The following is an 18215-nucleotide window of genomic DNA, read 5'->3' on the forward strand; positions in this document are numbered from 1 at the left end:
CCGCTTGGTATAAATCGACGCTCTTGAAAGTTTATGTAGCGATCGCCCGTTCGCATAATAAAGAAATGAGTATTGCGCACAGAGTGAGGGGATAAGTGTGAATAAGTCTGAACTGATTGATGCCATTGCCGCATCTGCTGATATTCCAAAAGCAGCTGCCGGTCGTGCACTGGACGCCATGATCGAAAGCATTGGCACCGCTTTGAAAGACGGTGATCAGGTTGCTCTGGTTGGTTTTGGTACCTTTGCGGTTAAAGAACGCGCTGAGCGTACTGGCCGTAACCCACAAACCGGTCAGCCTATCCAGATCGCAGCAGCCAAAGTGCCTGGCTTCAAGCCTGGCAAGGCGCTGAAAGACGCAGTTAACTGATTTGGCTGTAGAACCGCTAAGGTTCGTCCGGCTGGACTAACAACGAAAGTCGGATAAAAGAGCGCATCCCGGGATGCGCTCTTTTTATATGGCGGTAGCAAAAATTTGGAGGAATCATGCTACAAACCATGCGCGATAATGCACAGGGCATCGTCGCCAAAGTAATCGTATTTTTCATCATCATCGTATTTGCCCTGTTCGGTGTTGAAAGCATCGTAAGCCTGGGTTCTGGCGACGATGCCGTGGCCAAGGTTGGTGACCGTGAGGTTTCCGAGCTGGATGTTCAGCGCATTGTTGAACAGCAAAAGCAAAACCTGCGTCGTCAGTTTGGCAATCAGTTCGACGAGAACCTGTTTAACGATCAATTGCTGCGTCAATCCGCAATTGAGCAATTGATTCAGCAAAACGTTGATCTGGTTCAGGCGGATGCCTTTGGTTTGTACGCTGCGCCTTCCGTGATTGATGAAGCCATTGTGTCGATTCCAGCGTTTCAGGTGGATGGCAAATTCAACAAGGAACAGTTCATCAGCGTTCTGCGTATGAATGGCTGGACCCCAATGACCTTCCGTGCAAGCCTCGCCAATGACCTGAAAACCAGTCAGGCACAGCAAGCCGTTAGCCTGACCAATATCGCTACGCCATTCAAAGCGCGCTACACCGCCATGATTAATGGCGAGCTGCGTACCTTGTCCTGGACTCAGGTTGCTTCTGAAGACATGTTGGCTGACGTTGCAGTATCCGAGGACGAAGTTCAGGGTTACTACGACGACAACAAGCAGTCTTTCCAGACCCCTGAAACCGTTAAAGTGCGCTACGCCGGATTTGATCGTGCTGCACTGGAAGCGGAGCAGGACGTAACCGAAGAAGACATCGAGTCGGCCTACCAGGACTATGTATCTGAAGAGTCCCAGAAAGAACAGCGTCGCTCCCGTCACATTCTGATCGAAGTGAATGACGATCGCTCCGATGCAGACGCCAAGGCATTGGCTGAATCCATCAAGCAGCAACTGGACGACGGTGCAGATTTCGCTGAACTGGCGAAAGAAAACTCCGACGATATTGCCAGCGCCCAGCAGGGTGGTGAATTGGGCTTTATCGGTCGTGGTGTGTTTGTACCGGAATTTGAAGACCAGCTCTTCTCAATGAATGTGGGCGACGTTTCTGCGCCTGTGAAGACCCAGTTCGGTTATCACATCATTGACCTAGAAGAGGTGAAGGGTCCGGATCTGGCGTCAATCGACGACAAGAAAGCCGAGCTGGAAAGCTACATCCGTTCTGAGAAAGCCAAGCTCTACATGGCGGAGCAGTCTCAGGAGCTGGGTAACCTGGCGTTCTCTTCTGCCTCCATTGATGAGCTGGCTGAGACTTTGGGTTTGACCGTTAACGAAACGCCTGCGTTTACCCGTGATGCTGGCGAAGGTTTCGCTTCGTCCGATCAGGTGCGTCAGCTGGCATTTGCTGAAAACGTGCTGCTGGACTCTGAACTGAGCGATGTGGTTGAAACTGACGATGGCCTGTATGTTTTCCAGGTGTCTGAGCACAAAGAACCTGCGGCGTTGCCGCTGGAGCTGGTGCGTGCCCAGGTAGAAAACGCCATCAAGCGCAGCAAGGCACTGGAATTGGCTGAGGCCAAAGCAGACGAAATCGTTGCTGGCAATACCGAGGCCGACTGGAACGAGCTGACCACAACCTTCATGCAAAGCAATGATCTGCCACGTGCTGGCCAGGTTAAGGCGTTTGGCCTGAAGCAGGGTGAGGTTGTCAGTGCGTTGGTGCCAGGTGGTTATGTGGTGGTTAAGGTTGATGCCATCCAGACCCCGGATATGGCGGATATCGTTGCTGATGATCAAACCCTGTTGCGTGAAGAACAGCGTTTGTCTCGTGCAGGTGTCATTGGTTATCGCAAGTGGGCTAAAGAGCACACTGAAATCGAACAACCTGACGCCTGATAGAAGAGCCCGCCTTGAGCGGGCTTTTTTACGTCTGCCGGAAATCAATCCGCTGTGAAGGCTGCTGGCTGCTCTGCTACTGTTGTAACTGCAGTTGGGAAATGCCGGGAACAGCAATCACTTTACTAGTGAAAGTTTGGAATTAATAAAACGTTACTATTGACTTAAAGGTAATGGATTAGAATAATTCCCACTGTCAATGTCCATTTGCGTCCTGAGGTGGTTTGTCAGGATAGGACGGAATGTTAACCAGTTGAATAAGTTGAGGAATCTATGAAGGTTCTCGTCGCTGTTAAACGCGTGATCGACTACAACGTCAAGGTCCGTGTTAAGCCAGATAATTCAGATGTAGATCTGACCAACGTCAAAATGGCTATGAACCCATTTTGTGAAATCGCCGTAGAGGAAGCGGTTCGCCTGAAAGAAAAAGGCGTTGCGACCGAGGTGGTTGTTGTATCCATTGGTCCAAAAGTAGCTCAGGAGCAGATTCGTACTGCACTGGCACTGGGTGCAGATCGCGGTATCCTCATCGAAACCGAAGAAAAGCTGGAATCCCTGTCCGTAGCCAAACTGCTGAAAGCCGTTGTTGAAAAAGAACAGCCTCAGCTGGTGCTGATGGGTAAGCAAACCATCGATAGCGACAACAACCAGACTGGCCAGATGCTGGGCGCTCTGACCGGCATGGCTCAGGGTACTTTCGCTTCTGAAGTGGTTGTTGAAGGCGACAAGGTCAACGTAACTCGTGAAGTTGACGGCGGTCTGCGTACCGTTGGTCTGGCTCTGCCAGCCATCGTAACCACCGACCTGCGTCTGAACGAGCCTCGTTACGCATCCCTGCCTAACATCATGAAGGCCAAGCGCAAGCCTCTGGAAACCACCTCTCCAGCCGATCTGGGCGTTGCTATCGCGTCCACCCAGACTCTGGTTAAGGTGACTCCACCAGCAGAACGTCAAGCCGGTGTTAAGGTTGCCGACGTTGCTGAGCTGGTTGAGAAACTGAAAAACGAAGCCAAGGTTCTGTAAGGGGAGAATAAATAATGAGTATTCTGGTTGTTGCAGAACACGATAATTCTGCTCTGAAAGGCGCCACCCTGAACACTGTTGCAGCTGCTGCGGCAATTGGTGGTGACGTGACCGTACTGGTTGCTGGTTCCGGTTGTCAGGCCGTTGCTGAAGCTGCTGCCAAAGTAGCTGGCGTCAGCAAGGTGCTGGTTGCGGATAACGCTGTATACGAACACCAGCTGGGTGAAGTTCTGGGTGAGTTGGTAGCAGATGTTGCCAAAGGCTACACCCACGTACTGGCGCCTGCGACGACGACTGGTAAGGACTTCCTGCCACGTACCGCCGCACTGTTGGACGTAAACATGCTGTCTGACGTCGTTGAAGTGGTATCTGCTGATACTTTCTCTCGTCCTATCTACGCTGGTAACGCCATTGCGACGTATCAGTCTGCAGACGCCATCAAGGTTCTGACTGTGCGTACTACTGCGTTTGACGCTGTTGCTGCGGAAGGTGGTTCCGCTGCTGTTGAAACTGTTGATTTCGTTAGCGGCTACGACAAGGCGGCCTTCGTTGGCGAAGAGCTGGCTCAGTCCGACCGCCCAGAACTGACCGCTGCCGAAGTGGTTGTGTCCGGTGGTCGTGGTATGGGTAATGGTGATAACTTCTCCATGCTGTACAGCCTGGCCGACAAGCTGGGTGCTGCGGTGGGTGCATCCCGCGCCGCGGTTGATGCTGGCTTCGTACCTAACGACCTGCAGGTTGGTCAAACCGGTAAGATCGTTGCTCCTGGCCTGTACATGGCCGTTGGTATTTCCGGCGCGATCCAGCACCTGGCTGGTATGAAAGATTCCAAAGTGATTGTTGCGATCAACAAAGACGAAGAAGCACCTATTTTCCAGGTTGCTGACTATGGTCTGGTTGCGGATCTCTTTGAAGCGGTTCCAGAGCTAGAAAAACTCGTTTAATTTCAACGAGATGAAAAGCCCGGCACATGCCGGGCTTTTTTATGTCACTCGTTTGTCATTAAATAGACATATGCTGTACTGGCATTGAGTTTTGGCGTTTAAGGGATTTTTGAATTGGATATTGCGGTTATCGGAGCGGGTTACACAGGATTGGTGGTCGCTTCGTGTTTTGCGGAAATGGGCAACACGGTTGTTTGCCTGAGTACTGGTGCGGGTAGCGGTTCAGCTTCTGGCCCGGCTTCGGATGCGCCAGCACAAGCGGCTTCCGGCCCCGATCTGGCGGGCGTGTGTGAATCAGGGTTGGATACCCAGATTCGTCGTAACCAACAAGCCCGGCGGTTGAGCTTCAGCTCTGACCTGCAAGCGGGCGTTAAAAATGCCGACATCTGTATCGTCGCCGTCGGTGAACCCTCCGAGTCCCAAAGCATCTTGTCCGAAAGCGCCATTCTTGAATGCGTGTCCGAGTTTGGCAACTATCTGCCAGCTGACTGCTTGCTGTTGATCAAGTCGACAGTGGCGGTGGGTACTGCTGATCGTGTCAGTGAGGTGCTCAATGCAACCCGGGCACAGGATCAGCAAATCGAAGTGGTTTCCAACCCGGAGTTTATGAAGGTCGGTACTGCGGTTAGCGACTTTATGAGCCCGGATCGCATTATTCTCGGTTGTCAGTCTGACCAGGCAAAAGAGCGCCTTACCCATCTTTACCAGGGTTTTGCCCGCAGTCGTGACAAAATACTCTTTATGGGCCGTAAGGACGCCGAGCTGACCAAGTTCGCGGCAACGGCCATGTTGGCTACCCGTATCTCCCTGATGAACGAAATCGCGCTGATTTCTGAGCAGTTTGGTGCCGACATCGAACAGGTTCGTCGTGGCATTGGCTCCGATAGCCGTATTGGCTACTCGTTTATTTACCCGGGCTGCGGATACGGCGGTGCGCAATTCACTGGTGACGTACGTGGCCTGATTGCATCGGCGGCTGAATATGGCGTTGAGCCTCTGGTACTGGGAGCGGTCGAAGCCCGTAACCAGTCACAAAAACAGCGTTTGTTTGAGAAGCTGTGCCAGCGTTTTGGTGATGATTTGAACGGACGTACGGTGGCGATTTGGGGGTTGGCGTTTAAGCCCGGTGTAGAGGATATGCACGAATCCGCCGCGGTGCCATTGATCGAGTCGCTGGCCAAAGCGGGCGCCAGAATCAAGGTGTATGATCCTGCCTGCGATGAAAATGTGTTGCGTGGTGCAATATCGTCACAGATTTTTGATGAAGGTATTCTAGAGTGTTCCCAACACCAGTACGATGCGGCGCTGGATGCCGATGCGCTGGTATTGGTAACCGAGTGGAAGCCTTTCCGTCAGCCCGATTTTGCTGTTTTGAAAAAGCTGCTCAAGCAGCCTGTTATTTTTGATGGTCGCAACCAGTATGACCCGGCGGTACTTGTCGAGCTCGGGTTTGAATATTCTGGTATCGGCCGAGTTGTTGGATGATTCATGACCTTGACCAGTGTCAACGAGGCTTCGGCCATGGCTGAAACGTTAACCACCGATGAATTGGCAGTAACCGAGCATGGCGAACAAACCATTGCGACGTCGGGCCTTGGTAGCCGCTTGCCGTTTGGTTTTGCCAAACGCTTCGGCATGATTGTCGAGGGCACCGCAGAAGGGTTGCAGGTAATCTACAAGGAACCTTTGGCGGCGACGGCGATTCTGGAAGTTCAGCGTTTTCTCGGGCAACCATTCCGACTGGAAGCCGTGACCGATCAGGAATTTGATCGCCGCATGGGCCTCGCCTATCAAACGGATTCGTCCGAGGCCATGGAAATGATGGAAGGTCTCGGTGACGAAATGGATCTTGCCAGCCTGGCCGATTCCGTTCCGGAAACCGAAGACCTGCTGGAGCAGGACGGTGATGCGCCAATTATCCGCCTCATCAACGCCTTGCTGACCGAAGCGGTGAAGGAAAGCGCGTCGGATATTCACGTAGAAACCTACGAAAAGCGTCTGGTCGTGCGTTTCCGTGTTGATGGCGTGCTGCGTGAAGTAGTGCAGCCCAAACGCGCGCTGGCCTCGTTGCTGGTATCTCGTATCAAGGTAATGGCGAAGCTGGATATCGCTGAAAAGCGGGTGCCACAAGATGGTCGTATTGCCTTGCGCATTGGTGGCCGCGAGGTGGATGTGCGGGTATCCACCATGCCATCCAGCCACGGTGAGCGGGTGGTGATGCGTTTGCTGGACAAGCAGGCAGGCCGTTTGAGTCTGTCCCAGCTCGGCATGTCCGAGCGTGATTTGCGCACCATGCGCAACATCATCAGCAAGCCACACGGCATTATTCTGGTTACCGGCCCTACGGGCTCTGGTAAAACCACCACCTTGTACGGTTCTCTCAGTGATCTGAACGACACCAGTCGCAACATCCTGACCGTAGAAGACCCGATTGAATACTCCCTGCCGGGTATTGGTCAGACCCAGGTGAACACCAAGGTTGAGATGACCTTTGCAAAAGGGCTACGTGCCATTTTGCGTCAGGACCCGGACGTGGTGATGATTGGTGAGATTCGAGACCTCGAAACCGTCGAAATCGCCATTCAGGCATCCTTGACCGGTCACCTGGTACTGTCCACCTTGCACACCAATACCGCCATTGGCGCGGTTACCCGTCTGCAAGACATGGGTTGTGAACCTTTCCTGCTGTCATCTTCTCTGGTGGGCGTACTGGCCCAACGCCTGGTGCGGGTGCTGTGTGACGACTGCAAGATTCCGGCGCTGGCGGATGAAAGCGAGTGTGAGGTGTTGGGTGTGAATCCGGCCAATGCTCCACAGATATTCCATGCCAAAGGCTGTGAGAAGTGCAATCAGTTGGGTTACCGCGGTCGTCAGGGTATTTACGAAATCATTGAAGTGGATGAAGGATTGAAAACCCTGATCCACGAACGTGCCGGTGAGCAGGCAATGACCGCTCACGCCCGGGCAATGGGTCCAAGTATTCATCAGGATGGTGTGCGTAAGGTATTGGCGGGCACCACCACGATTGAAGAACTGCTGCGAGTTGCCAAGGGTTAATCATGCCAGCATTTACCTATCAGGCGCTGGATGCCAAGGGCAAACAGCAAAAGGGTGTATTGGAAGCCGATAGCGCCCGTCAGGTGCGCCAGAAGCTGCGCGACAAGGGCTGGATGCCGCTGGAAGTGGAATCCACCGTTATTCGCCAGAAGAGCGGCGGACTGTCGGGTAAGGGACCGCGCCTGTCAGTCCCCGAGCTGGCATTGATCACCCGCCAGCTGGCGACCCTGATTGGCGCTGGTTTGCCCATTGACGAAGCGCTGTCAGCCTTGGCTGAGCAGACCTCTCGCGCCAAAACCAAAAGCATGATTCTGTCGATTCGCTCCAAAGTGCTGGAAGGTTTTACCCTTGCCAAGGCGTTGGAAGAATACCCCAGAGCTTTTCCACATCTTTACCGCAGCACCGTCAGTGCCGGCGAACACGCAGGTCATCTGGACGGCGTACTGAACCGATTGGCGGATTACACCGAGTCCCGCCAGGCCTCCGATTCCAAAATCAAACTGGCCGCCATGTACCCGATCATCCTCAGTATTGTGGCCATCGGCATTGTGGTAGGCCTGCTGACATTTGTGGTGCCGGACATCGTTGATGTGTTCGTGAAAAATGGTCAGGAGCTGCCAGGGTTAACCCAGTTTATGCTCGATCTGAGCCACATCATCAGCGATTACGGTGTTTACATTGCCGGCGCTGTCGCGGTGTTTGTGATCGGCTTTGGTCAGGCGCTGAAAAACGACTCGTTTCGGGCTGGCTGGCATCGGGTGATGCTACGAATGCCCGGCATTGGTGGCTTTGCCCGCGATGCCAATACCGCTCGGTTTGGCAGCACATTGGCGATTCTGACCAGCTCAGGCGTGCCTTTGGTGGAAGCGATGAAAATTGCCAGTCAGGTGGTCACTAATATTCCCATTCAGCGTTCGTTGGTCGACGCTACGGTAGAAGTCAGCGAAGGCGGAGCCCTTCACAAGGCGCTCAGCAACAGCAACTATTTTTCACCGATCATGCTGCATATGATCGCCAGCGGCGAAAACAGCGGCGAGCTGGATTCGATGCTCGCCCGTACTGCCCACCAGCAGGAAACTACGCTGGAAAATACGGTCTCAGCGCTGGTTAAAATTTTCGAGCCCGTGATGTTGTTGGTAATGGGGGGCATTGTTGCCCTGATCGTTGCCGCCATCATGATGCCCATTCTTGATTTGCAAAAAATGGTTCAATAGGAGAAACACATGCAATCCCGCAAGCGTGTTCAGGGTTTTACTCTGCTGGAAGTGATGGTTGTTCTGGCGATTATCGGCGGTATTTTGGCAATGGTTGCCACCAACGTGCTGGGGTCTGCTGATCAGGCCAACGTTAAAACGACCAAGGCGCAGATGAAACTGATCGAAAGTGCCCTGGATATGTACAAACTGGATAACTACCGCTATCCAACCACCGAGCAGGGTCTGGAAGCACTGGTAAAAAAACCAACGTCATCCCCTGAGCCGAAAAACTACCGCGCCGGCGGCTACCTGAAAGGTAACTCTGTACCTACAGATGCCTGGGGTTCCGAGTTCCTGTACTTCAATGAAAAAGGCCAATACGAAATCGTATCCCTGGGTGCCGATGCCACTGAAGGCGGTGCGGAAACCAACGCCGATATCGTATACCCGGAATAATCCCTGACCGATTACCCATTGTATGAAATCTATGCATCAACAAGCGGCTAACAAGCGCCAGTCTGGTTTCACCTTGCTCGAGGTATTGGTGGTACTGGCTATTATTGGCGGTTTGTTGGGCATGGTTACTCTCAATGGCAGTGATCAGCGCATTCAGAAAGAAACCGAAGCCTTTGCGACGGCACTGGTTGTGCAGATGAACATGTACCGCGACACCGCGGTGAGTCAGAACACCGACATTGGCCTTGCCATGGACCGCAGGGAACTGCTGCTGTTGCAATGGGCCGATGTTGAGCAGTTGGCTCAAAGCGGTACGCTGAGTAGTGAAGAGCTGGGCGCGTTGGCCGAAAATCCCTGGCAGGCCTGGAGCAGCCAATACGTTGGTACTCCAAAGATACCAGAAGGGGTGTATTTTCAGTTGATGGTCGATGGTGAAGAAGTCGATTTTCACGAGCTGCTGAACAACGACAGCGGCCCAATGCCCGCCTTGCTGTTTTTATCATCGGAAGAATACACCGCATTTGAATTGCAAGTGGCGACAGACGCCGACGAGCGTTTCGTCGTACATGTTCACGGTGACGGTTTTAATCCGGTCTGGAAATCACTGGAGACCTTCGGTGGTTAATCTGACAGTACCCCGCAGACGCTATTCTTACGGTTTTACCTTGCTGGAAGTGATGATCGCAGTGACCATTTTTGCCTCCATGGCGGTGGTGATCAGCGGTACGACCAGTCAGGCGGCAGATACCGCGCTGACGCTGGAAAACAAAACCCTCGCTAATTGGGTGGCGGAAAATCGTTTGAATGAAATTCGTCTGACCCATGAGCTGCCTGCGGTTGGCAACCGCAAGAGCGAAACCACCATGGCCGGACGTGACTGGCTGCTGGAAACCCAGGTCGAGTCGACCGATTTCCCGCAGGTGGTGAGGGTAACCGTGAATGTATTTGATGCCGAGAACAAAGAGTATCAGTACATCTCACTGGCAACCGTGATGGGAGCATACGATTGATGCGCTGTCGTGGTTTTACGCTGCTGGAAGTTCTGGTGGCCGTGTCGATCACCGCTCTGTTGGGTGTTGGTGCGGCGCAAGTGCTCAGTGGTCTGATCAACGTCAAGGAAGCCACCGAGGCCAAATCATCCCAGCTGGCGGCATTGCAACGAATGAATAACCGTCTGGCGCGGGACATTCGCCAGTTTATCAACCGGCCAATACGCGACGCCTATGGCGACAGCATTGATGCTTTACGGCTGGATGATGGTGGCGACTACTATTTTGAATTTACCCGTGCGGGATGGCGCAATCGCCCCGGTGTTGAAGATACCCGCTCGGAATTGCAACGTGTGGCCTATGCCACCGTTGATATTGATGATGACGCCTGCGAATACGCACGACGCAGCCTTGCCGAAACGGCCACCGAAGAAGACCCTGAGTGGGAATTTCCTTGTCTGGTGCGCTACAGCTGGGATGTGCTTGACCGTGACTACAACAGCGAAGTGCGATCGGCGGTGGTGTTGAATCAGGTCGCTTCTTTTTACGTCAGCGTGCTGGCCGAAGAACGCGATGATGAAGGCAATGTAGCCAGCACCAACTGGTACAGCGAATGGCCGATTGTGCAAACGGAAGGGGCCAAAGTGCTGCCCGTTGCCGTCAAGGTTGAGTTTGAGATCCCTGGCATGGGCGAAATCGAACGGCTTTGGCCGATTGCCCACGACGGAGACTTGTGATGAGGCGTTCACAGCAAGGCGTGGCCTTGATTCTGGTGTTGCTGATTTTCGCCATCGTCAGTGTGCTGGCAACCGTGTTGATTCAGCGGCAATCCGCTGATGCCCAGCGTGCTTACAGTCAGTTTTCGACCTTGCAGGCTCGAACCATGGTCGATGGTGTCGAATCTGTGGTGCGCAGCGGCTTGCGAATGGACTGGGATGCAGACCCGGACATTGACCATAGCCTGGAAGAGTGGAACATCGACCGTACCTTCCCAATGGATAACGGCATGGTGTTTGTTCATATTGCAGACGCGCAGGGGCGGTTTAATCTGAATTGGCTGTCGCCGTCGTCCACCAATCAGGCGGTGTGGCAGCAGCGCTTTTACAACCTGCTGAACGACCTCGGGCTCAATGTAGAGATTGCCCAGCAAGTCGCGAACTGGATGAATGAAGAAAGCCAGGTCGACAACGATTACCTGGGACTGGAAGTGCCGTATCGAGCGGCCTATAACCTCTGTAAGCACACCAGCGATATCATGCTGGTAACCGATGTGACGGCGGAGGTTTACAAGCAGTTGGAACCCTACATCGCCTGTCTGCCAGTCGATACCCAGTTGAATATCAATACCGCGTCGTGGGCGGTGTTAACGGCACTGGATACCGACTTTGATGCGACCGCGGCTGCAGCGGTCATCACGGCACGTGGCGACAGCGGTTTTGCCGCGGTGGCTGACTTTATGGAGCTGGAAGAGGTCAAGACCGCCTCGACCGCCAAGGACGAAGACAGCAGTACGCGTCAGTCTTCCAGTGACAGTGACTCCACGACTGCCAGTAACAGCTGGGCGGCCGAGGATTTCAGCGTCAAAACCCAATACTTTGAAGTGTTTGCGCAAGTAGGCGTAGGGGAAGCAGCAGAATGGATTGCGACCTCTGAATTTTTATTAAAACGGGATGCCAGTACAGCGGCCTTTACGACCCTGTATCGGGACTTTTCCAGACGAAAAGCACGTGTAACGCCCGACGTGGCGGGTACATAACAGGATTGATCATGAAAACGATTCGAGTCAGCTGGAGCCAGCTGGCGGGTCAGTGGCAAGTATCGGAATATACCGACAACGCCGCTTCGCCTGCTTCTGACCAAACAGTCTCCCTGGAGCAGTGGGCAGAGTCGCAGCCAGAACTGACCGCCGTCCGAATGGTGATCGCGGCGGAAAACTACAGCACACACTGGGCGGAACTGCCGGGCATTTCTTCTCGCCATTTGGCCAAGGCGTTGCCGTTTGCGCTGGAAGAAAACCTGATTGAAGACGTATCCCATTACCAGATCATTGCCGCCGGTAAAGTGGATGGCCGGGTGCGCGCTTACGCGGTATCGATCGACCTGGTCGAGCGTTTGCTGGAGCAGTGCGAACATCTGCACCTGATTCCGCGTGAGATGATTCCGGAAACCCAGCTGTTACCTGCCGGTGCTTCTGCGGTATGGCAACGGGAAGGCTGGCTGTTGTCGGTACCTGGAGCGTTTGAAGGTTGGGTGATGCCGTTCGCCGTGTCTGCGGTACTTGAGTCGGCGCTGGCCGACAAGCAGGGGCTTGGTACCTTGTGCATTCAGTCGCCTTCGCGTGATCAGTCGAATTTGCTGAAGACCACCCTTGAAACCGGTTTTGCTGATGCGTTTGAAAGCATTGAAGTCACCGGTGCCGAGCAGCCATTATTGCTGCTGCCGGGCCAGGTCAGCAAACCGGCTAATTTCCTGTCAGGTCAGTTCCAGGTCAGCCAAAGTGCCGACAAACCCAAAGCCTGGTGGCGCTCCTTGGCGGCCATGGCCGTTGTTGCGGCGGTACTGGGTGCCACCGGCTTGGCGGTAGATACCCATCGAACCAGCAGTCAGGCGCTGGAAGCGCGTGCAGCCGCCACCGACTTGTACAAGCAGCTGTTCCCCGGTGAGCGCGTGCGAATGATCAAAAGCCAATTCCGCAGCAAATTGAGCGGTGCGGGTAACGACAGCAGTGGTGGCTTTACGTCCATCATCAATCGTGCGGCTGCAGGCGTGGCGGCGGCTAACATCAAAAATCTGAAAATGGATTCCATCCGCTATAACGATCGTCAGGGTGAAATCATCATGGAAGTGCTGGCGGCTAATTTGGCCGATGTGCAAACCTTGCGACAAGCGATTGCTGATCAGGGGCTGGAAGCCGAAGTGGCGTCGGCCAGCAATGAGAAAGACGTTGTGAAAGGCCGCATCAAAATCGGAGAGTCGGCATGAGTCAGTTAGACGAACTTAAACTGCAGTTTTCCAGCAACGCCCAGGTGCGCGCTGCATCGCAGTGGTACAACGCCTTGCCGGGCCGGGATCAAACCATCGTCAAGGTGCTGGGATGGCTGGTCGTGTTGAGTCTGGTGTATCTGATGGTGTTTGCACCTTTGATCAAGGACAACCGCGCTGCCCGTACTGATTTGGCCGATCAGCTGTCTACCTACAATCTGATTGCTGAAAACGCAGGCAAGTTTGGTGGTGCTTCCCAGGCAGCTGGCGCGTCATCGGGCCCAATCCTTCCCAAAGTCAGTCAGGCGGCCCGGAACGACGGCATCAAGCTCGATCGTTATGAGCAGGATGGCAGTGATGTGCGCATCTGGATGGATGGCATTGAATTCGACCGGTTTATTTCCTGGACCGAATCCTTGCAGGCGCGGGACGGTATACGGGTCAGCCAGATCACACTGGATGCAGCAGAGTTGCCGGGCAGGGTTGATGTCCGCGCCACGCTGACGCCAAACTGATTCTACGTAATGAAATCTGAGCGAGCCCCCGATAGTGAACAGCTATGGGATGCTCGCTTTTTTTTGCCAAGGCGTTAGCATGGCCCCAACGAAATTAAGGGCTCGCCCTTGCGATGGAGAAACATATGGCGTTCGATTTTGACTTGTTGATCATTGGTGCTGGCTCAGGCGGCGTACGTGCGTCACGAATGTCGGCGGCAAAAGGGGCAAAAGTCGCCGTGGTTGAAAACCGCTATTTGGGCGGCACCTGCGTCAATGTCGGCTGTGTTCCCAAAAAGCTGTTTGTTTATGCATCCGAATACAGCGAAAAAGCCAAAGAAGCGAAAGGCTTCGGTATTGATGCCAGCGTCAATGGCTTCGACTGGCCGACGTTGCGCGATAACAAAACCGGTGAAATCGAACGTCTGAACGGCATTTACGGCAATATGCTGGGCAATGCGGGCGTGGAAATCATCAACGGCACAGCGTCCATTGTTGATCCTCATACCGTCGCTGTGGACGGCAAACACTACAGTGCTGAGCGCATCATGATTGCTACCGGTGGCTGGCCGTTCAAGCCGGACGTGCCGGGTATAGAGCATGCCATCACTTCCAATGAAGCCTTTTACCTCGATACTTTTCCGCAGCGCGTCGTGGTGGTTGGCGGCGGTTACATTGCCGTTGAGTTTGCAGGCATTTTCAACGGCCTGGGCGCGGATGCGCACCTGTTGTATCGCGGAGAGCAAATCCTGCGCGGGTTTGATAACGGTGTGCGTGACTTCGCCGCCGAGCAAATTGCCGCCAAGGGTGTAAACATTCATACCAACACCGACATTGAACGCATCGAGAAGCTGGCATCCGGCGAGCTTGAATGTGTGTTGAACAATGGCGAGCACCTGGTGGTTGATTGCGTGATGTACGCCACGGGCCGCCGACCAATGACCGATGGACTGAACCTGGAAGCGGTTGGTGTTGAAACGCGCAAAGACGGCACTATTGTTGCCGATGATTTCTTCCGTACCTCCGTCGACAGCATCTATGCCTTGGGCGACGTGATCGGAACTCCGGCCCTGACACCCGTTGCATTGGCGCAGGGTATGAAGTTTGTTGCCCAGCAATTCGATGGCGATACCAGTGCGATGGATTACAGCAATATTCCAACGGCGGTTTTCTGCCAGCCCAACATTGCCACCGTCGGCCTGACGGAAGAAGAGGCGGGCGAGCAGTTTGCTGGCGATGTGTTGGTGTTTGAGTCCAGCTTCCGACCGATGAAGCACACCATCAGTGGTTTGCCGGAGCGTTCGTACATGAAACTGCTGGTTCAGAAGTCTACCGACCGAGTGTTAGGTGCCCATATGGTCGGCCCGGATTCTGGTGAGATCATGCAGGGATTGGGTGTGGCGATCAAAGCTGGGGCGTCCAAAGCGATGTTCGACAGCACCATTGGTATTCACCCAACGGCGGCGGAAGAGTTCGTGACCATGCGCACGCCATCGCGTGAAATCTGATTAATTTCGGTCAGTATTTCAGATACAAAAATGCCCGCAATGTGCGGGCATTTTTGTATGGGTAGTTAATCAATCAGTGGCAACGACTGGAGTCGTTGCCAGACGAGTTGCCAGGATTATTAACCGCAGAACACCAGACGCACGCTGTCCATGGCCAGCTGGGCTTTGCCAATGGCTTCCAGTACGTCGGCGCGTTCGGCTTCAATATTGGCGACCAGAGCATCCGGAATGTTCGGATTCTGCTCGGCCAATGAGCGAATACGCTGAATGCGGGATTCAAACGCTTCTTCAGCCTTGCTGACCGCGCGCGATACCATCTTGTCGAGCTGGCCTTCGCCCAGCTTCTCCAGCTTGTGCAAAATCGGTTTGATCTCTGCCATGCGCTGTTCGGCCAGACCGCGACCGGTCGACTTCTTCAGTGGCATAACAAAACCAATCAGGTCTGGCTCGTTCACTTTCAGTTCGCCTTTGGGCGTAAACGTCAGGTGCATGGCGTCTACCGGCAGGTAACGTTCGATCTGCAAGTGCTTGGGCGCCGGGCAGCGAGCAACAAACTGCAACTGGATAAAGCAGTCGCCGGTCTGGTAGTCGTGGTTTTCAATGTAACCAATGGCGGTGTTACCAATCGGGCCTGTCGTTACCAGCTCCAGAGCCTGATCGATGAACGGGTGCTCCCAGCTCAGGAACTGAACATCGTCACGTGCCAGTGCGACTTCACGACGGGTGGTGGCCATAAAGCCATCTTCCGGCAGGTGTGGCAGCTCCGGAACCAGCATGTGGTCACCCGGTGCAATGGTCACACAGTCATTGCCCAAATCGGCAAATTCAACGCCCACAGCATCGGCGAACAGATCGACGAAGTCGTTCAGTTCGGCTTCGTCTTCAATGTGCGTGATGGTCATGTCGGAGGCCAGGGCGCGTGCGCGGCTTGGGTGACAGGAATGCAATTCCAGCAAACGGTCGCGGCCTTGTTCGAGCTTGGCTTTCAGTTCGCCGCCTTCTTTGGCCAGTCGTGCAATCAGATCATCGAGGTCGTGATCGCCCAAAATAGCCTGTTCGATTTCGTCACGGTTGGCTTCCAGCAGGGTTTGAGCCGTTGGGTTCGGCTCGGCGAACACGTTCAGGCCCTGATGGGCAATGGACTGCCAGCGGGAAGAAGCGTGGTTTTCAAACGCCAGACTGTGAATCTGGATTTCATTGGCCTGACCAATACGGTCCAGACGGCCAATGCGCTGTTCGATCAGGTCACAGTTGAACGGCAAATCGAACAACACCAGATGGTGGGCAAACTGGAAGTTACGGCCTTCACTGCCAATTTCAGAACACAGCAGCAATCGGGCGCCTTGTTCCGGATCGGCGAAGTAGGCGGCGGCACGGTCACGTTCAACCAGGTGCATTTGCTCGTGGAACACCGCCACCTGAATGCCGTGTTTCTCCCACAGGTAGGATTCCAGCTCCAGTACGGTAGAAGCATGGTGGCAAATCAGAACGATCTTGGATTTGCCGGTGCCCTTGATGATGTCCAGCAGGGCATTGACGCGCTGGTCATTTTCACACCAGTCAGACTGCTGGCGCTCCGGGTACAGGGCTTCTTCCAGATTCAGCGCATGAGCCTGTTGCTCTGGTTGCGCAACAGCCGTCAGGTTCGGAACACGGGCAGGGAAGCCGGTGACACCATGGCGGGTGTTGCGGTACATGGCACGGCCCGGGCCACGACGGTCAATCAGGGCATCCAGGGCTTTCTGGCGGTTGTCGTCGTTGATGCCGGTTGCAAACTCCGGTGCGATGGATGCCAGCTGAGCCAGGGCATCGGCACTCAGTTCAGAGCCATCGGCCAGCTGTGCAGCCAGGTCGGCAACAGACTGGTAAGAAGACTGTTCTTGCAGGAACTGCTCAAGGCTTGGGTAGCGCTCCGGGTCCAGCAGGCGCAGGCGAGCATAGTGACCTTCAACACCCAGCTGTTCAGGGGTTGCCGTCAGCAGCAGTACGCCCGGTGTTTTGGCCGCCATGTTTTCGACCAGCTGATAACCGGCGTCGGCACCATCCTGGCTCCACTGCAAGTGGTGTGCTTCATCAACCACGACCATATCCCAATCGGATTGCGCCATGGATGCAGAAACGTAAGGGTCGGTTGCCAGAGACATCGGGCACAAGTACAGCTGGGAACTGTTAAACAGCGGAGAACAGATATCCTTGGCGTCGTCAACGTCGTCTTGCTGCAGGATGCTGAAACGCAGGTTGAAGCGGCGAATCATTTCAACCAGCCACTGGTGTACCAGGTGGTCAGGCACCAAAACCATCACGCGCTGAATTCGCTGTTGCAGCAGCAGGCGGTGCAGGATCAAGCCGGCTTCAATGGTTTTACCCAAACCCACTTCATCCGCCAGCAAAACCCGTGGCATGGAGTCCTGGGTGACTTGTTGGGCAATGTATTGCTGGTGAGGCAGCAGGCTGGTGCGGGCACCCAGCAAACCATAGAACGGTCGCTGACGCAGGTTGGTGATTTGCTTCAGGCTCAGCTGACGCAGTTCGTACAGGTTGTTGTTGTCGATTTGTCCTGAGAACAAACGATCAACCGGCTGGTTCAGCTGAATGGCACCGCTGAGCTGGATTTCGGAAATCGAGCGGCCAGCGGTGAAGTAAAAGGCGATGTCATCAATGACTTCGACGGATTCAATGGTTACAACGTTGCCGTCTTGCAGAGGTACCTTGTCGCCGTTTTTAAAAATGACCCGGGTAAGCGGAGCATTTTGCACGGAATAGGTACGCACGTCGTCGATGGTCGGGAAATACAGAGTGACCGAACGAAAGTCGACGCTTTGAACAAGCCCAAGCCCAAGATCTGTTTCGGCTTCGCTAATCCAACGCTGACCAACTGAATACATAAATAGAAGGGTCCTGATGATAAATCTGAAGGAAGTCGGTGGCACAAAACACTGGCCAACCTGTAAGGCGGCGAAGTCTACCGTAAGCGGCTTGGTTGACCAATGACATGACAGGATAAAGATTTTGAAAAAGTGTCATTGGTTCATCAATGAAACCATGGCGCGCACGAATCCGGTGGATGGCAAGCAGCAGGCATAATGATTCAGATTTCTGGTCTGGCTGTTGGCCAGAGGGGCTTCTTACAACTCTTTTATTTCCGATAATTGATATTATCGGAATAAATGGATTTCAGGACGTGAGGGCTGAAATCTCCCGTTTGATGGCGGCTTTGGAATTGTTTTCATGTCCATGCCATACACAT

At 54.1% G+C, this 18215-nt stretch carries 16 protein-coding genes; 15 read left to right on the plus strand and 1 reads right to left on the minus strand.

The features are described from left to right. The first annotated feature begins 97 nt into the window (after positions 1 to 97). The 15 genes from G516_RS0109790 (at position 98) to gorA (ending at position 14968) form a co-directional block, all read left to right on the plus strand. The gene (locus G516_RS0109790; protein WP_028293503.1) at positions 98 to 370 is read left to right on the plus strand and encodes an HU family DNA-binding protein; all 273 of its coding nucleotides are present in this window, start codon (positions 98 to 100) and stop codon (positions 368 to 370) included. Positions 371 to 486: 116 nt separating this feature from the next. Next, a complete protein-coding gene (locus tag G516_RS0109795) occupies positions 487 to 2319 on the plus strand; it encodes a SurA N-terminal domain-containing protein (RefSeq protein ID WP_028293504.1) in 1833 nt (610 codons plus the stop codon). Positions 2320 to 2592: 273 nt separating this feature from the next. After that, positions 2593 to 3342 (plus strand): electron transfer flavoprotein subunit beta/FixA family protein, encoded by a 750-nt coding sequence (locus tag G516_RS0109800; protein WP_028293505.1) that lies wholly within the window; start codon positions 2593 to 2595, stop codon positions 3340 to 3342. Positions 3343 to 3356: 14 nt separating this feature from the next. Beyond that, a complete protein-coding gene (locus G516_RS0109805; RefSeq protein ID WP_028293506.1) occupies positions 3357 to 4286 on the plus strand; it encodes an electron transfer flavoprotein subunit alpha/FixB family protein in 930 nt (309 codons plus the stop codon). Positions 4287 to 4400: 114 nt separating this feature from the next. Then, a complete protein-coding gene (locus tag G516_RS0109810; protein ID WP_028293507.1) occupies positions 4401 to 5771 on the plus strand; it encodes a UDP-glucose dehydrogenase family protein in 1371 nt (456 codons plus the stop codon). Positions 5772 to 5774: 3 nt separating this feature from the next. After that, positions 5775 to 7343 (plus strand): type II secretion system ATPase GspE, encoded by a 1569-nt coding sequence (gene gspE / locus G516_RS0109815; RefSeq protein ID WP_281168020.1) that lies wholly within the window; start codon positions 5775 to 5777, stop codon positions 7341 to 7343. Between the two features lie 2 nt (positions 7344 to 7345). Beyond that, positions 7346 to 8557: a type II secretion system inner membrane protein GspF gene (gene gspF, locus G516_RS0109820; protein WP_028293509.1), complete on the plus strand. Its 1212-nt coding sequence runs from the start codon at positions 7346 to 7348 to the stop codon at positions 8555 to 8557. Positions 8558 to 8566: 9 nt separating this feature from the next. Further along, positions 8567 to 8995, plus strand: a complete 429-nt coding sequence (gene gspG, locus G516_RS0109825) for a type II secretion system major pseudopilin GspG (RefSeq protein ID WP_028293510.1) — start codon at positions 8567 to 8569, stop codon at positions 8993 to 8995. Positions 8996 to 9017: 22 nt separating this feature from the next. After that, on the plus strand, positions 9018 to 9620 hold the full coding sequence (gene gspH / locus G516_RS0109830; RefSeq protein WP_036535679.1) for a type II secretion system minor pseudopilin GspH: 603 nt from the start codon (positions 9018 to 9020) through the stop codon (positions 9618 to 9620). Beyond that, positions 9613 to 10005, plus strand: coding sequence for a type II secretion system minor pseudopilin GspI (gene gspI, locus G516_RS21900; protein ID WP_051219207.1), 393 nt, complete (start codon positions 9613 to 9615; stop codon positions 10003 to 10005). Before gspH ends, gspI begins: the two co-directional genes overlap by 8 nt. Beyond that, positions 10005 to 10721: a type II secretion system minor pseudopilin GspJ gene (gene gspJ / locus G516_RS23900; protein WP_051219209.1), complete on the plus strand. Its 717-nt coding sequence runs from the start codon at positions 10005 to 10007 to the stop codon at positions 10719 to 10721. The genes gspI and gspJ overlap by 1 nt, the downstream gene beginning before the upstream one ends. Further along, positions 10721 to 11740 carry a type II secretion system minor pseudopilin GspK gene (gene gspK / locus G516_RS0109845; protein ID WP_028293512.1) on the plus strand — a complete coding sequence of 340 codons (1020 nt, stop codon included), beginning with the start codon at positions 10721 to 10723 and terminating at the stop codon, positions 11738 to 11740. Before gspJ ends, gspK begins: the two co-directional genes overlap by 1 nt. An 11-nt stretch (positions 11741 to 11751) precedes the next feature. Continuing rightward, on the plus strand, positions 11752 to 12966 hold the full coding sequence (gspL, locus tag G516_RS0109850) for a type II secretion system protein GspL (protein ID WP_028293513.1): 1215 nt from the start codon (positions 11752 to 11754) through the stop codon (positions 12964 to 12966). Then, entirely contained in the window at positions 12963 to 13481 is a 519-nt protein-coding gene (gspM, locus tag G516_RS0109855; RefSeq protein ID WP_028293514.1) for a type II secretion system protein GspM, read from the plus strand. The genes gspL and gspM overlap by 4 nt, the downstream gene beginning before the upstream one ends. A gap of 125 nt (positions 13482 to 13606) precedes the next feature. Further along, positions 13607 to 14968, plus strand: a complete 1362-nt coding sequence (gene gorA / locus G516_RS0109860; protein ID WP_028293515.1) for a glutathione-disulfide reductase — start codon at positions 13607 to 13609, stop codon at positions 14966 to 14968. Between the two features lie 119 nt (positions 14969 to 15087). On the opposite strand, the gene rapA is transcribed toward gorA, so the two are convergent. Then, the gene (gene rapA, locus G516_RS0109865; protein ID WP_036535684.1) at positions 15088 to 17853 is read right to left on the minus strand and encodes an RNA polymerase-associated protein RapA; all 2766 of its coding nucleotides are present in this window, start codon (positions 17851 to 17853) and stop codon (positions 15088 to 15090) included. Positions 17854 to 18215: the final 362 nt, after the last annotated feature.

The sequence above is a fragment of the Oceanobacter kriegii DSM 6294 genome (assembly GCF_000422845.1).
Taxonomy (GTDB): Bacteria; Pseudomonadota; Gammaproteobacteria; order Pseudomonadales; family Oceanobacteraceae; genus Oceanobacter; species Oceanobacter kriegii.